Source organism: Devosia insulae DS-56, assembly GCF_000970465.2.
Classification (GTDB): Bacteria; Pseudomonadota; Alphaproteobacteria; order Rhizobiales; family Devosiaceae; genus Devosia_A; species Devosia_A insulae.
In genome coordinates this window covers 22,091-35,247 of sequence record NZ_LAJE02000173.1, presented here as the reverse complement: position 1 = coordinate 35,247, position 13,157 = coordinate 22,091, and the positions used below count along the sequence as shown (strand labels likewise).

Below are 13,157 nucleotides of genomic sequence, written 5' to 3'. Positions count from 1 at the left end.
GCCGCCGCGATCCCGCCATCAATTTGTCGCGAGCGGCCGCCGGGGTCGCCGGTTCAGCACAGCAGCACGGGAACCTGGCAGGCTCGCAGCAGCTCGGACGTGCGGCTGCCCAGCAGCATCGACCTCAACCTGGAACTGCCGAATGCATTGATGACCAGCAGATCGGCCCCGTCGAGGACGACTCGCTGCGGCACGACCAGTTCGGCGTCCCCCGGTTCCGTCCGGCAGCCGACTTCGAAACCAGCCTCGGTGAGTTTCGTTGCTGCCTGGTGGAGAGCCTGGCGGACGTTCTCGCTGGGTTCACCGACATGCAACAGGTCGAGCGGCCCCGCCGGCAGGAGCCCACCCGTCAGGGCGTCGAGCGCCGGAGCGGTGGGGGCCTCGGCGTCGAGCGCCGCCAGCAGGCGCTTGATGGGCCTGAAGCTGCGCGAAACCGCCAGCACCGGGACCTTGGTGCCGCGTGCCACGCGCTCGAGGTTGGACCCGAGCGGCAACCGCGCCAGGTCGGCCCGCTCTCCGCGTTTGCCCATGACGACGACCGACGCCTTCGCGGCCGCCTGCACCATGGTTTGCGCAGTGTGCCCCTCGAGCAGCCGGGTGCCGACATCGTAGACACCGGCCGCATTCAATGTTCGGTGGGCCTGGTCCAACCGCTCGCGGCCCTGGCGTGCGAGCTCCTGCACTTTGGCGTCCAGGTCGCCGGCCTGCTGCACCAGCATGGCTCCCGCCGGGTGGACGGGCGCGAGGTTGGACGCCGCAAGTTCATTCGGCGACACGATGTTGACCAGTTCGACGCCTGCCTGGTTCTCGCGGGCCAGCCAGGCGGCATGATCGATGACGCTGTGCGAATAGAGCGACAGGTCGACGAACGCGACGATCTTCATCAGACAGTCTCCAGCGCTGGGGTCGAGACCGACGGATTCCTTGCACCGTGACGCGCCAGTGCGCCGATCACCCGTCTTGCCGTCACCCGGCCGATCTGTGCTCCGGACGCATCGAGCACGCCCACCCATTGATGCTCGGCGAACAGCGGCAGCACGTCCTCGCACCGCGCGTCGGCGGGTACGGCGATCGAGCACGGCTCCGAAGGCCCTGTCTCCATGATGGTGCGGACGCGGATGGCCCGGGCCTTGTTCACATCGCGAACGAACTCCTCGATGTGCTCATTGGCAGGGTTGAGGACGATCTCTTCGGGCGGCCCCTCCTGCTGCACCGCGCCATCCTTGAGCACCGCGACCCGATCGCCGATCTTGAGGGCTTCGTCGAAGTCGTGGGTGATGAACAGGATGGTCTTGTTGAGGGTTTTCTGCAGGCTCACCAACTGATCCTGCATGCCCGACCTGATCAGGGGATCGAGTGCCGAGAATGCCTCGTCCATCAGCAGGATGTCGGTATCGAGCGCCAGCGCCCGGGCGAGTCCGACCCGCTGCTGCTGCCCGCCGGACAGCTGACGCGGTCGCGCATTCTCGTAGCCCGCGAGGCCGACGATCTCGATCCATTTGCGCGCCTCGGCTTCGCGCTCCAGCTTGCGCACGCCGCGAACCTCGAGCCCGTAGGCCACGTTATCGACCACCGAGCGGTGCGGCAGCAGGCCGAACTTCTGAAACACCATGGCGACGCGGGTGCGACGATACTCCCGCAATTGTTCCAGCGACATCTCGAGAACATTGGCGCCGTACACGCTGATCTCGCCGGCGGTCGGTTCGATCAGGCGATTTACATGCCTGATCAATGTGGACTTGCCGGAGCCGGACAGCCCCATCACCACATGGATCTGCCCCTTGGCGACCTCGAGGGAGACCTGGTCCAGACCGACCACGTGGCCGGTTTGTGCCTGCAGTTCAGCTTTCGACATCCCGCCGCGCAGGGCGGTCAGGGCTTCAAGCGGCGCCGGCCCGAAGATCTTGGTCACGTCCCTGATGCGGATGGCGGACTCGACGTGTGTGGTGCTCATGCCCGGACCTCCGAAACGCCGATGCGGGTCTGCAATTGACGACCAAAGGCCTGGGTGATGCGGTCGAACACGATGGCGAGCACCACGATGCCGAGGCCGGCAAACAGCCCGCGGCTGACCTCCAGTCGCCCGATCCCCTGCAGCACCTGGTAGCCAAGGCCGCCGGCGCCGATCATCGAGGCGATCACCACCATGGCGAGCGCCATCATGGTGGTCTGGTTGATGCCGGCGAGAATGGTTGGCAGCGCGAGTGGAATCTGCACGCCGAGCAGTCGCTGCGTCGGGTTGGTGCCGAAGGCGCGGCTTGCCTCCATCACCGCTGGATCGACGGAGCGCAGGCCGAGATCGGTCAGGCGCACCAGCGGTGGCGCGGCGTAGATGATGGTGGCGATCAGCGCCGGAATCTTGCCCGGCCCGAAGATCATTACCGTTGGAATGAGATAGACGAAGCTGGGCAGCGTCTGCATCAGGTCGAGAACCGGGGTGAAGACCCCACGCACACGCGTGGAGCGCGACATCCAGACACCCACAGGAACGGAGACGACGATGGCGGTGAGCGTTGCGGCCAGCATCAGCGCGGTCGTGCTCATGGCATCTTTCCACAGCTCCATCACTCCGAGGAAAAGCAGCGAGACGAGCACCGTTGCCGGCAGTGTCCAGCGCCGGGTGGCGAACCAGGCGATACCGGTGAGCAGGATGATGATCAGCCACCACGGAGTGGCGAGCAGCAGCGCCTCGATGGCGTTGAGCAGCAGCAGCAGCGGCCTCGCCGCGGCTTCGAAGGCGCTGCCCCAGTTGGTAACGACCCAGCCGAGTGCGTCGTCCACCCCCCGGCGGAGCGGTCGTGTGTCGATGAGTTCAGGAAACATGGATTGGTGCACCTTGATGGCCGCACCCGGTCAGCGAAAAGCGCGACGGCGGGCACGACGAAAAACAGATTGCGGCCGGGATCGAGTATCCCGGCCGCATGGCTAGCGCAGTGAGGAGACGCTAGCTGAGGCTGGCGCGGACCTTTTCTGCGACCTCGGGCGAAACCCAGGTCGTCCAGACGTCCTCTTTGGTCTTGAGGAAGTTCTCGGCCGTCTCTGCGGCGTCGGCCTTGTTCTCGTCGCCATAGACCAGCAGCTCGCTGATTTCGGCGTTGGTCAGCCCGACCTTACCGAAATACTCGGCGACAGCCGGGGCCTCGGTCTCGACCCATTTGGCCGCGCCGATCACCGCAGGCGAGGAGGGATAGGCGGTCTTGCCCGCCGGCTCGCCGCAATCGGCATCGGTATTGCAGGCATAGACATCGGGCCTGGCTTCGCCCAGGTCGAGCTGGACGGCGTCGAATTTGCCCAGGATCGCCGTCGGGCCCCAATAGTAGAACAGGATCGGTTCCTGCCTGAGGAACGCCCGCGCGATCGAGGCGTCGAGCGCACCGCCCGAGCCCGGCGAAAACAGGTTCCACTTATCCTGCATGTCATAGGCCTCGAACAGCGCCGAGGTGGAAAGCTCGCACGCCCAGCCCGGCGGGCAGGAGTAGAGCCGCCCCTGACCGCCTTCTTCCGGGTCGGGGAACAGGTCGGGCCTGGCGATGACGGCCTCGGCAGTGGTCAGCTCGGGGTTCGCGTCCTGCACGTAGCGGGGAATGAACCAGCCTTCGACGGTGCCGTCGGTGATGGCATCGCCCAGTTGCACCACCTTGTCGGCTTCGATGCCCTGTTGCCAGGGTTCGGCGATCGTGCTGGTCCAGAGTTCGGGGGCGATTGCGGGCGTGCCGCGCGACAGCATCGATGACGATGTCGGAACCGTGTCGCCGGTAACGATCTCGACCTTGCAGCCAAACCCCTGCTCGAGAATCGTTGCGTGAATGTGTGCCAGAGCGGCGGCGGATGGCCACGTCATCTCGGCGATATCGATGGTGCGGTCCGTGCCGCATTGCTCGTTCTGTGCTTGTGCAGGCAGCGCGAACGCTGCTCCCAGAAGCAGCAAGGCTGCGAACAGCCCGCCTTTCCGGCTGAGTGTCATCAGTTGATTTTCTCCATTTTCCAGTATGTGTCTGAAACTAGGAGATCGAACTGTGATGTCAACCCATGAATCGGCCAATCAAGTTAGAAAGTTCTGCAATTCTTGTGCGAATTGCAGACTCTTCTTTATGACCATGTATTAAAGAGGGCTTATTCTTTACCGGAATTTGCCGCCGAATGGCCACACTCCTAGGCCGTCATCAGGCAAGTTGCGTCCGGATGGTGTCGTGCTACTGGCGGCTGCGACTCATGCCGCTGCCGCCAGTAAGCGGAAAGCTCGGTCTGAACGGCGGGGAAACACCATACAGCCGGACCTCCCGGCTGCCGATCACCTGGTCGCCGGTCGCGATGCCGAGAGCACGAGCGTGCCCGCAATGGCTGCCAGCGCAGAGCCGCAGAGGATGCCGAGCTTCACCTCCTCCTGCAGGGCCGGATTGTCCGCAAAGGCGAGCAGCCCGATGAAGAGGCTCATGGTGAAGCCGATGCCGCAGAGCAGCGCCGTGCCGAAAAGCTGAGTCCAGCTGGCGCCGGTCGGCAGATCGGCGAAGCCGAGCCGGATCGCGATGGCGGCGCTCCCGAACACGCCAACCAGCTTGCCGACGACCAGACCGAGGGCCACGCCGAGCGTGAGTGGATCGAAGAGTGCGCCGGGCCCGACATGCGCCAGGGAGACGCCGGCATTGGCGAAGCCGAAGATGGGCACGATGACGAAAGGCACGAGCTTTGCCAGCTTGTGCTCGAGCCGGTGCAGCGGGGAGTTCTCGATATCGTCGCTGCGACCATCCTTGCTCCGGAGCGGGATGGTCAAAGCCAGCGCCACGCCGGCCAGGGTGGCGTGGATGCCCGAGCGGTAGACCAGTACCCACAGCACCAGGCCCAGCAGCAGGTAGGGCCAGAGCTGCAGTACGCCTCGCCGGTTGAGCAGGATCAGGATGGCCAGGACGACGGCGGCGCCCGCGAGGTCGGGCACCGAGATGCCGGTCGAATAGAACAGCGCGATGATCACCACCGCTCCGAGGTCGTCGATGATGGCGAGGGCGGCGAGGAAGATCTTGAGCGAGGCCGGAACCCGGCTTCCCAGCAGCGAGATGACGCCGAGCGCGAAGGCGATATCGGTGGCGGTGGGAATGGCCCAGCCCTTGAGCGTCTCGGGATTGCCGGCATTGAGGGCGACGTAGATGATGGCCGGTACGGCCATGCCTCCGGCAGCGGCAATGCCGGGCAGGACGCGCCTCGGCCAGGTGGCGAGTTGGCCGTCGATCATCTCGCGTTTGATCTCGAGGCCGACGAGCAGGAAGAACAGCGCCATCAACGCGTCGTTGATCCAGTGCTCGAGGCTCAACGGGCCGAGTTTGCCGTGCAGCGCAGCTTCATAGGCCTCGAATAGCGGCGAGTTTGCCACAATCAGGGCGAGCGCAGCCGCCACGATCAGCACGATGCCGCCGGAAGCCTCCGCGTCGAGGAACTGGCGGAGGAGGGACAGCGGGCGGGGTCTGGTCTGAGTCACGATGGCATCACTGGTTTCAGGTTGGTCAGGGGCGAGGCAAGCAGTTGCCGCCGTTCAAGAAAGTCAATCGATCGGCCGACCCCATCCTCGGCATCGATCCGGGTACCGAGCGCCGTTGCCTGCCGCCGGATTGCGGCATCGCCAGTCGCCAGTGCGATGGCCTCGGCCAGCGTCTGTGCCGAAAGGCGCCTGCGGTCGATCGGCGGTGGCCCGGCGCCGAGTTCGGCGACGCGTCTGCCCCAGAATGGCTGGTCGCCGAAGAACGGGCAGATCACGGTGGGTTTGCCGGCCCGCAGCGACGCAGCCGTGGTTCCGGCTCCGCCATGGTGGACGCAGGCCGACATCAGCGGAAAAAGCTTGTCGTGCGGCGCGCCTTCGATGACGTGCACATGGTCCGCGGCGGGGGCCGGCCCGCCGATGGCGCCGCCGCCCGTCGCCAGCACGCCGCGCCGGCCGGCGCGGGCCAGGGCCTCGATGATCATGCTGGTCATCTCGACCGGGTCCAGGCCGGGCATGCTGCCGAAACCAACGTAGACCGGGGCCTCGCCACTGCCGAGGAAGCTCGACAGTCGAGGATCGGGCGTCCAGTTCTTGTCGTCGTCGAGGAACCAGTAGCCGGTAACGGCAACGCTGTCGGGCCAGTCGCTCGGCACCGGCATGACATACTGGCTGTAGCCATAGAGCGTCGCCGCGGGCTTGAGGGGGCGCGTCGGTCGGGTTTTGAGGCCAAGCTCGGCAGCCCGCCATTCTGCGACCATGCGGCGGAAGATTGCCTCGCCGCTGCCGGCCATCAGGCTGTGGGTCAGGCGGTTCAGCGGGCCGAGCGACCTGAACGGCACCAGCGGACTGGCAAACGCCCTGGTTGGCGTGAACCCCGGTAATGGCGATGCCAGCACCGCAGGACAGCCAAGCTTTTCGGCGATATGCGGGGCAGCTATTGCCTTCGGATGGTAGATGATCAGTTCGGGCTGGAACGCCTTGGCCGCGGCCCATTCGAGGGTGAGCTCCTTTCGACCGATCGGCTTGAAGTGCTTGATCAGCTTGAAGCCCGCCGCAAAGCCGCCGCTTCCGGACATGGCCGCCTTGGCCTCCGGCGTCTCCATCAACGCCAGGAACTCGCCCGGAAGGTGGGCGAACGCGATGCCGCGGCTAGCGATGAAGGCTTCGAACTGCGACGGCGCGGCGATCAATACCTCGTGCCCGGCGGCCTTCAGGCCCAACGCGAGCGCGAGGTATGGCTGCACGTCGCCGCGTGTGCCCAGGGTATGGATGGCGACTCTCACCGCTGGCGCTCCCGATGAGCGCGGCAGGTGCGAGGGCTGGAAGGGAACAGGGCGCAGCGGGCGTGCGCGACCGATCGGCTCGAAACCATGGGTGACTTCCAAAGGAAATGCCCGTTGGCGGCCCGACCAACGTATACCTGCCTGCGACCGTGCGTCGGAGACACCCAGAGCCTTGTCGCACTCCCGCAGGCCGAATTCAACCTGTCGCATCACGCCGGCCGACTCCCGGCCGACCCGTCCGTACGACATAGGTTGACGTCATTTCAGTAATCGTTTAATTAAGCGTCTATGGAAACGATGCTCCCCGATACCTTCGCCGCTCTCGGCAACGCCACGCGCCTTGCCATTGTCGAGCGCTTATTGCGCGAGGGCGAAGCGGCGGCGGGCGATCTCGCCGACGGAACCATGTCGGCTCCGGCCATGTCGCATCATTTCAAGGTGCTGCGCGATGCCGGCATCCTCGAGCAACGCGTCGATGCCCAGCGCAGGCTCTATTCGGTGCGCCCCGAGGCAATCAGGGCCATCGGCAGGTGGTCGCTGACCCACAGGCAATTCTGGGAGCAGAGCCTCGATCGGCTCGACCAACTGATCGACAAGGAGAACCGGCCATGAGCGAGCTACGCATCGAACGCAGCTACTCCATCGATGCCACCCAACTCTATGCCTACCTCACGCGGGCCGAGTATCTGGTGCAGTGGTGGGGACCCGAAGGCGCCAGTGTATCCGCCGCGAGCCTCGATCTCAGCCGACCGGGCCCCTGGTCCATCACTATCGAAACGCCGCGCGGCCCGTTCGAGATGACGGGTGAGGTCCTCAAAGTCGAACCGGGCAGATTGGTCGAGTTCACCATGGATGTGCCCGGCCAGAACGCGCCCGACAGCACCGTCCGATTTGAGATCGTGCCCGATGGCGCCCGCCGTTCCCGTCTGACGCTCGTGCAGTCGGGCATCACCGACGACATGGTCGAAATGGGCAAGCGCGGCTGGGGCGGCACCCTCGCGCGGCTGGAGCGCGTTATGGGGCTCGCAGGCGCGTGACGTCGCACAGCTTTATCGGAAGACCGGCAATCTAAGGGCCGTGCAGCTCTCAAAAGGTCATGCCAAGATCGAGACCACGGTGCGCTGCCTCGGCGTAGCGATAGACGACGCGCTTCGGCCCGCAGAGCCGGTCGAACTCTGAAAGTTGGCGCGAAACCTTGGGTCGGTTTCGCGCCAACAGCGGTCTCGTCCGCTACGGACTTTCTGTTTTCTTGTCGTACGCCTGTTGCGAGGCGGCGATGCCAGCCTGCTGCGCTCGGACCCACGATGCGAGCGTTTTGAGCGGCTCCTGCAGCGATACGCCTCGCGCGGTCAGCTCATAGTCTACCCGAGGCGGAATCGTCGCAAACGAGGTGCGCGTTACCATGCCGTCGCGCTCAAGTCCGCGCAGCGTCAGTGTCAGCATCCGGTGCGAGACTCCGGGAATGGCGCGCTGCAGCGCATTGAAGCGCATGGGTCCGTGGGAGAGCACGCCGATGACCATGATCGTCCATTTGTCGCCGATCCGGTCGAAAATCTGGCCCAGAGCTTTGCAACTCGCTTCGCCCTCGGCAGCGTAATCGATCTCGACAACTTTCAGGTTCGGCTTGGCCATGTGGCTCTCCATTACGATCATCGGTGATCGTGACGATCAGTTTGAACCGTTCTTGCGCCGTTGTTCACTTCCAATCATATCGCTACGCACTAAATGTTCGTAAGGAAGGGTTCAACCATGAAATCGTCCCGCCTCGTCGCTTATGGTGACAGCAGCCAGATCAAGATCGAAGACGTTGCCCAGCCGGTCCCCGGCGCAGGTGAGGTTCTGGTCAAGGTGGCTGCTTCCGGCCTCAACCACGTCGAGACCTACCTACGTCAAGGCTACCTCGCCCAGATGATGCCGCTCGAACTGCCCGCCACGCTCGGTATCGATCTCGCCGGCGAGGTCGCGGAAGTCGGCCACGGTGTTACTCAGTTCGCCAAGGGCGACCGCGTCATTGGCCGTCTGCAGATCACCGGCAAAGGCTCGCATGCAGACTACGCGGTCGCTGCAGTCACGCAACTTGCGAAGCTTCCCGCGAATGTCTCGTATGAGGCCGGAGCCACCCTGGGTCTTGTCGGCCTGACTGGCCGCCAGGCCGTCGATGCCGCTGGCGTCAAGAGGGGCGATCGCGTGCTGGTCACCGGCGCCCTCGGCAATGTCGGTCGCGCAGCGATCCAGTACCTGAAGGATTTGGGGATCACCGCAGTTGCTGGGGTGCAGGCCTCGCAACTGGCCGACGCCAAGACACTCGGAGTTGATGCCCTAGTGGCCACCGACGTGCCCGCCGGTTCATTCGACGCTGCCGTGGATACGGTCGGAGGCGACGTCGCCGCAGCGGCGATTCGCGCCGTCAAGGATGGTGCTACCGTTGCAGGCGTTGCCGGATTTCCCGAAGGCGCAGGTGCCGACGGCCGAGTCAAGGTGCAGAACGTGATGAGTGGCGACAACGCGGCGATGCTGCAGAAGATCGCCGATGCGGCCGGTCGCGGCGAACTGGTCATCCCCGTGACCAAGACCTTCCCCCTGGACCAGCTCGGCGCTGCCTATGACTTCCTGGCCACTCGCCCGGAAGGCAAAGTCATTATCACCCGCTAAACCGACCGAACACAGTTGGAGATCGACTAAACCGTCGCCTCTCCCGAGGAATTGCCATGTCTAGAACTATTGCAATTGTCGGAGCCGGACCTGGCGTGGGCCAGGCCGTCGCCGAGCGCTTTGGCCGCGAGGGCTTCAAGGTAGCCCTGTTGGCGCGCAGCCCCGAACGCCTGGAGAAGATGGCGCAAGGCTTGGTCGGTATGGGGATTGAGGCCAAGGCCTTCACCGCCGACATGTCAGATCGCGCCTCCCTTGTTACGGCGTTTGAGGCGGCGGCGGCCGCGTTCGGGCCGATAGAGGTACTCATCTACAGCCCGACCGGCACCAGCGACGGGCTCGTGACGCCGCGTCAATTCACCGTCGAAGTCGAGCAACGGTCGCTCGACGTCGCTGTTCTGGGTGCAATCGCCGCGGTCAATGCCGTGTTGCCGACGATGCCCAAGGGCGGCGCACTGCTCTTTACCACGGCCGTCTCCGCGCAGTATCCGGTGGCGTTCACTGCCAATTTCGGTGTCGCCGCGGGTGCGGCCCGAAACTATGCCCACGTGTTGAACCAGGACTTGAAAGCTGACGGCATTCATGCCGGTATCGTTTCGATTGCCGGCCTAGTCGACGTGGGTCAGGAGTTTCCGGCAAGCATGGCGGGTATGCCCAAGGTGCCAGCGAGTGACGTCGCAGAAGCGCACTGGCAGCATTACAAGAATCCCGGTGCGGTGGAAACCATCGTCGGTCCCGGCGACATGTTCAAAGCCATGGCCGGGCTATAAAGCGCAAGATGGAACTGGGCATCTATACGTTCGGCGACATCGTCGCCGACCCGCACACTGGCAGGAAGCCGTCGCCGAGCGAGCGGATGCGGCAGATGCTCGACATGGCCAAGCTCGCTGACAACGTGGGCCTCGACGTCATAGGGGTCGGCGAACATCATGGGCTGGGCTTCGTCAACTCGGCGACGGCCACAACCATCGCCGCCATGGCGGCGGTGACCAAGCGCATCCGGCTGACCAGCGCATCGACGCTACTCAGCACGGCCGACCCGGTGCGCACATTCCAGGAGTTTTCGACTGCCGACCTGGTCTCAGGTGGTCGGGTCGAGATCATTTTTGGCCGCGGGGCCTTCACCGACAACTTCCCGCTCTTCGGCTTCGAGATGAAGGACTACGACGCACTGTTTGCTGAAAAGCTCGGGCTCTTTGCCAAGCTCAACGACGCGGACCACGTCACCTGGTCGGGAAAATTCCGGCCGCCGCTGAACAATGCCGAGATCGCGCCACGACCCGTCCAGCCAAGGCTTCCAGTCTGGATCGGCGCTCTATCGCAGGGCAGCGTCGAGCGGGCTGCCCGGCTTGGCTATCCGCTGGTCATGCCGGTTCTGGGTGGCAGCTTCGAGGGGTATGCCGACCTGGCGATGCATTATCGCTCCGTCTGGGCGGCGACTGGGCGGAAGCAGGAAGACGCAAAGATTGCGATCTTCTCCCACCTGCACATCACGGAAACCTCGCAGGAAGCCGAGCAGGATTTCTATCCGTACTATTCGGCTTACTTGCGTCCGATGTTCCGAGGCCCAATGCCACCCGCCGTCTACGCGCAAATGCTCTCGCCACACGGAACCTTGGTGGGCGGCAGTGTGCAGCAGGTCATCGACAAGATATCGATGCTGAAACAAGCGACTGGCGCCAACCGGTATGTCGGGCAGATCGACATCGGCGGCCAGCCTTACGCCGCCGTCGCCAAGGGCATCGAACTTCTTGCTACTAGAGTGGCCATCGCGGTGGAGTGAGGGTCCATACATTCGGGCCAGGAACCGGCCCTCGAGCTAGTGTGGTCGCTCGAGGGAGCGAAGCGGCAGACGGATGGCAAGGACGTTGCCATGGATACCGCCATTGAGGTTCGCCGGCCCTGAAACAAGGGCCTCATAGTTGGACAGAAGCGCCCGCTTCATCTGAGACAGGTCTGGTCGATTCGTGTTCGCGTGGCGGCCCTTTTTTTGTGCGCCAGCGGTATCCGAAAACGGCAGACCTCCGCCGCTACCGATCGAGATGCAAGTCCGTTGGAGTCAGCTACCATCGCCGCGCCTCGCCTTGAGACACCGGGGAACTAATGGCTTTCGGGCGTCGTTGGAGGTTACCCGCCCGGAGTCCAACCCCATGCCACGCACCATTGCCGCCACCAAACCTCGTGAGGTGATGCCTGACGTCACGCTCACCAAGGCGGTCTTCCTCGAGCGCTTCTATTCCCAGTACATTGACCCTGCGTTCAAGAGCGCCAGTTCCGAGTTGGGAACGATCGCCGAGATCGCCTGGGACGGTTACATCAACGCTCGAAAGTCACCCCTGACCCGGAAGGCGGGCAAGGGCTATGCGGATCCCGACTACGAACTGTCCATCGACTGGATTTCCTCGAAGCAGGCCATCGACAAGGCGCAGAAGGGCTTCGAAGCCAAGAACCGAAAGCCCCGCGTGCTGCTGATCAACGCGTCACCTCGCAGCGAGCATACTTGCCCGGGTGAGAGTTCGAAGAGTTTTCGCATGACGGAGATTGCCGAGGCGGTTTTCAAGCACGCCGGCATCGAGACTAACCTGCTGGATCTGTCTCGGCTGACGTCTGAATACGGGCGCAACATTCACCCCTGCAAGGCATGCTTCTCGACGGCAGCACCGCTCTGCCATTGGCCGTGCTCGTGCTATCCGAACTACTCCCTCGGGCAGACCCAGGACTGGATGAATGCCATCTACCCCATGTGGGTCGAAGCCGACGCCGTTTTCATCGTGTCCCCGGTCAACTGGTACCAGGTCACCTCGCCGTTAAAGCTGATGATGGATCGACTGGTCTGCGCCGACGGCGGCAACCCCGATCCGACGCTTACGGAAGGCAAGGAGGCCAAGAAAGCGAAAGCTGTCGAACTTGAAGGCTGGGACTATCCGCAACACCTCGCCGGCCGTCTTTTCGGCGTCATCGTACATGGCGATGTCGAGGGCACGGAGAACGTCAGGCGGTCGGTATCGGACTGGCTCAGGTTCATGGGACTCGAGGCCGCCGGCAAGAAGGCTGAGGTCGATCGTTACATCGGCTACTGGAAGCCTTACGCCACCAGCCACCAGGAACTCGACGCAGATATGGCCATGCAGGGCGAGGTGAAGAACGCGGCACAAGCGGTCGCCGACGCCATCAAGGCGAAGCGGTCTGGAAGCTGGGTCGCGGCGGGCGCCGAGTTAAAGCCGCCGCGGCAGAAGTAGCAGGCCTGATGGGAAGGCGGCCGCATAGGATAGGCGCCTTTCCGTAGCCCGCCCGGGATTGTTAGGCGGGTTCAGCCAAAGCCCCGGCCATCATGGTGGCTGCAAACGGCGCTCACTCGGATTGAGGCAATCAGTGGCTGCTAGTGAGAGTAGCTCAGACGCCAAAGCCGGCTAGGGCGCTGGCCAACTGTCGTGTCGGCACTGGCTTGGAGATGAAGACTGCGCCCGATGGCAAATCCGTGGCCGTCAGCATGTGGTGCCCCGACATCACAATGAGCTTGCATGGCGGCCAGCGATTGCGCACCGCCAGCGCAAGCTGGCGACCATCCATTGTTCCTGGCATGTCGACGTCGGTGACGATGGCCGCGATTTGAGGCAGGTCGGCCAGCAGTTGCATCGCTTCGTCGGCGTTTGATGCCTCGGTCGTCTGGTAGCCCAGATCCTCGAGCATGTAGGCTATATCCAGACGGATAAGCGGCTCGTCATCGACGACCAGGATGGTTACGTGCGCCACTT

The 13,157-nt window shown here is 64.0% G+C and carries 15 protein-coding genes; 6 read left to right on the top strand and 9 right to left on the bottom strand.

What is annotated here, in order from left to right; translation table 11 throughout:
* Nucleotides 1–53: 53 nt before the first annotated feature.
* The 6 genes from VW23_RS11830 to VW23_RS11805 all read right to left on the bottom strand — a co-directional run bounded on the left by VW23_RS11830 (nt 54) and on the right by VW23_RS11805 (nt 6,753).
* On the bottom strand, nt 54–884 hold the full coding sequence (locus VW23_RS11830) for a universal stress protein (protein ID WP_176730381.1): 831 nt from the start codon (nt 882–884) through the stop codon (nt 54–56).
* Nucleotides 884–1,954: a quaternary amine ABC transporter ATP-binding protein gene (locus tag VW23_RS11825; protein WP_069909773.1), complete on the bottom strand. Its 1,071-nt coding sequence runs from the start codon at nt 1,952–1,954 to the stop codon at nt 884–886. Before VW23_RS11825 ends, VW23_RS11830 begins: the two co-directional genes overlap by 1 nt.
* Nucleotides 1,951–2,823, bottom strand: a complete 873-nt coding sequence (locus VW23_RS11820) for an ABC transporter permease (RefSeq protein WP_069909772.1) — start codon at nt 2,821–2,823, stop codon at nt 1,951–1,953. Before VW23_RS11820 ends, VW23_RS11825 begins: the two co-directional genes overlap by 4 nt.
* Nucleotides 2,824–2,944: 121 nt before the next feature.
* Entirely contained in the window at nt 2,945–3,964 is a 1,020-nt protein-coding gene (locus VW23_RS11815; RefSeq protein ID WP_069909771.1) for an ABC transporter substrate-binding protein, read from the bottom strand.
* Nucleotides 3,965–4,291: 327 nt separating this feature from the next.
* Nucleotides 4,292–5,470 (bottom strand): Na+/H+ antiporter NhaA, encoded by a 1,179-nt coding sequence (gene nhaA, locus VW23_RS11810; protein WP_069909770.1) that lies wholly within the window; start codon nt 5,468–5,470, stop codon nt 4,292–4,294.
* A complete protein-coding gene (locus tag VW23_RS11805; protein ID WP_069909769.1) occupies nt 5,467–6,753 on the bottom strand; it encodes a glycosyltransferase in 1,287 nt (428 codons plus the stop codon). Before VW23_RS11805 ends, nhaA begins: the two co-directional genes overlap by 4 nt.
* 288 nt (nt 6,754–7,041) lie before the next feature.
* Between VW23_RS11805 and VW23_RS11800 the strand changes: the two genes are divergently transcribed.
* Nucleotides 7,042–7,365: an ArsR/SmtB family transcription factor gene (locus VW23_RS11800; protein ID WP_069909768.1), complete on the top strand. Its 324-nt coding sequence runs from the start codon at nt 7,042–7,044 to the stop codon at nt 7,363–7,365.
* Nucleotides 7,362–7,790 (top strand): SRPBCC family protein, encoded by a 429-nt coding sequence (locus tag VW23_RS11795; protein ID WP_069909767.1) that lies wholly within the window; start codon nt 7,362–7,364, stop codon nt 7,788–7,790. Before VW23_RS11800 ends, VW23_RS11795 begins: the two co-directional genes overlap by 4 nt.
* 49 nt (nt 7,791–7,839) lie before the next feature.
* Here the strand turns inward: VW23_RS11795 and VW23_RS29665 are convergent, their stop codons facing one another.
* Together VW23_RS29665 and VW23_RS11790 are read right to left on the bottom strand one after the other, a co-directional pair.
* Nucleotides 7,840–7,968 (bottom strand): hypothetical protein, encoded by a 129-nt coding sequence (locus tag VW23_RS29665; RefSeq protein WP_280138986.1) that lies wholly within the window; start codon nt 7,966–7,968, stop codon nt 7,840–7,842.
* A gap of 15 nt (nt 7,969–7,983) precedes the next feature.
* On the bottom strand, nt 7,984–8,385 hold the full coding sequence (locus tag VW23_RS11790; RefSeq protein ID WP_069909766.1) for a winged helix-turn-helix transcriptional regulator: 402 nt from the start codon (nt 8,383–8,385) through the stop codon (nt 7,984–7,986).
* Between the two features lie 117 nt (nt 8,386–8,502).
* Between VW23_RS11790 and VW23_RS11785 the strand changes: the two genes are divergently transcribed.
* From VW23_RS11785 to VW23_RS11770, 4 genes are all read left to right on the top strand, one after another.
* Nucleotides 8,503–9,405, top strand: coding sequence for an NADP-dependent oxidoreductase (locus tag VW23_RS11785; protein WP_069909765.1), 903 nt, complete (start codon nt 8,503–8,505; stop codon nt 9,403–9,405).
* A 56-nt stretch (nt 9,406–9,461) separates the two neighbouring features.
* Entirely contained in the window at nt 9,462–10,172 is a 711-nt protein-coding gene (locus tag VW23_RS11780; RefSeq protein WP_069909764.1) for an SDR family NAD(P)-dependent oxidoreductase, read from the top strand.
* Nucleotides 10,173–10,180: 8 nt separating this feature from the next.
* Entirely contained in the window at nt 10,181–11,185 is a 1,005-nt protein-coding gene (locus VW23_RS11775) for an LLM class flavin-dependent oxidoreductase (RefSeq protein ID WP_069909763.1), read from the top strand.
* Between the two features lie 367 nt (nt 11,186–11,552).
* The gene (locus VW23_RS11770) at nt 11,553–12,641 is read left to right on the top strand and encodes a flavodoxin family protein (RefSeq protein ID WP_069909762.1); all 1,089 of its coding nucleotides are present in this window, start codon (nt 11,553–11,555) and stop codon (nt 12,639–12,641) included.
* Between the two features lie 154 nt (nt 12,642–12,795).
* Here VW23_RS11770 and VW23_RS11765 read toward each other — a convergent pair whose 3' ends face one another.
* Nucleotides 12,796–13,155 (bottom strand): response regulator, encoded by a 360-nt coding sequence (locus VW23_RS11765; protein WP_069909761.1) that lies wholly within the window; start codon nt 13,153–13,155, stop codon nt 12,796–12,798.
* Nucleotides 13,156–13,157 lie beyond the last annotated feature (2 nt).

Coding starts and splice junctions, on each gene's coding strand:
- VW23_RS11815 (WP_069909771.1), bottom strand. CDS start 3,964: ATGACACTCAGCCGGAAAGGCGGGCTGTTCGCAGCCTTGCTGCTTCTG.
- VW23_RS11790 (WP_069909766.1), bottom strand. CDS start 8,385: ATGGCCAAGCCGAACCTGAAAGTTGTCGAGATCGATTACGCTGCCGAG.
- VW23_RS11775 (WP_069909763.1), top strand. CDS start 10,181: ATGGAACTGGGCATCTATACGTTCGGCGACATCGTCGCCGACCCGCAC.
- VW23_RS11785 (WP_069909765.1), top strand. CDS start 8,503: ATGAAATCGTCCCGCCTCGTCGCTTATGGTGACAGCAGCCAGATCAAG.
- VW23_RS11780 (WP_069909764.1), top strand. CDS start 9,462: ATGTCTAGAACTATTGCAATTGTCGGAGCCGGACCTGGCGTGGGCCAG.
- VW23_RS11820 (WP_069909772.1), bottom strand. CDS start 2,823: ATGTTTCCTGAACTCATCGACACACGACCGCTCCGCCGGGGGGTGGAC.
- VW23_RS11830 (WP_176730381.1), bottom strand. CDS start 884: ATGAAGATCGTCGCGTTCGTCGACCTGTCGCTCTATTCGCACAGCGTC.
- VW23_RS11825 (WP_069909773.1), bottom strand. CDS start 1,954: ATGAGCACCACACACGTCGAGTCCGCCATCCGCATCAGGGACGTGACC.
- VW23_RS11770 (WP_069909762.1), top strand. CDS start 11,553: ATGCCACGCACCATTGCCGCCACCAAACCTCGTGAGGTGATGCCTGAC.
- VW23_RS11795 (WP_069909767.1), top strand. CDS start 7,362: ATGAGCGAGCTACGCATCGAACGCAGCTACTCCATCGATGCCACCCAA.
- VW23_RS11800 (WP_069909768.1), top strand. CDS start 7,042: ATGGAAACGATGCTCCCCGATACCTTCGCCGCTCTCGGCAACGCCACG.